1 protein-coding gene is annotated in these 878 nt (G+C 47.5%); it reads left to right on the top strand.

Translation table 11 applies throughout. The annotated features are described in order from the left end of the window. Positions 1-318: 318 nt before the first annotated feature. A partial coding sequence (locus tag A3751_RS19505; protein WP_197466532.1) for a hypothetical protein occupies positions 319-878 on the top strand: 560 nt, incomplete at its 3' end.

Genomic DNA, 878 nt, shown 5'->3' with positions numbered 1-878 from the left:
CTTGTGAGTCGCGCGGTAATGAATGGGCAAACAGCAACGCGATTGGTAAAGATAATGCCTCTTGTAATCGTGCTGATCTGGACTTTTAGCGTAGTTACCCGGTTGGGTTGACGAAAATTTACTAATTTGTCGCAATTCGTAGCGCTAGATAACGGTGGGAAAGGATTAGGCTGCTACAATTGTTAGGTACGCTTCATCGATCCGCGATCGGTAAAACGTGCGTACGTATTAAAGAATCTAGTCGATCTAGCCGAGAGCATCTTGAAATTATTCAATGCATCACCTGCATATCGTTCCACTTGCCAAACAGGGAAGGCGATGAATCGCCTGGTTAGTTTGGCTTGTGCGTTGCTCCTTACTGCGTGTGGCGGTGGCAGTGGCGGTGCGAGCGATGATGCTGCGTCATTGGCTCAAGCAGCGGATGATACCCAGTTGATTGGAACGCGTGTTTCTCTGTCTGGTGAGTTGTTCGTCGATGACTTCTCTGAGCAGGATGCGGATACTCAAATTACCGGCGTCGCGACGATAGCGCCGCTTAATAACGAGGTGTCTTCTGCTCAGCGTTTAAACAATCCTACTAGCCTGGGCGGCTATGTGAGTGCTCGTTCAGGAAACTATCGAAACGGCGAAGTCTTCGCTGAGGATACGAGTGATTTTTATTCCTTACCGATGCTCGAGGGACAATCACTTTTTGTCACATTGCAGTCGGCGGAAAGTCTTGAAAATGCACAGTTAGATGTGTTTTTTCGCGTGTATAGATCATCGAATACCAATGTCGCTATTTTTGATCGTAATGTCAGTCAGCCGAGAAAGCTTGAGTTTGTCGCAGACCAAGACGATGAGTATTTAGTCCAGCTCTATGCCGGATCGTTTGGAAA

The sequence above is a fragment of the Oleiphilus sp. HI0080 genome, from assembly GCF_001635135.1.
This window is presented reverse-complemented; position numbering and strand designations above follow the sequence as displayed.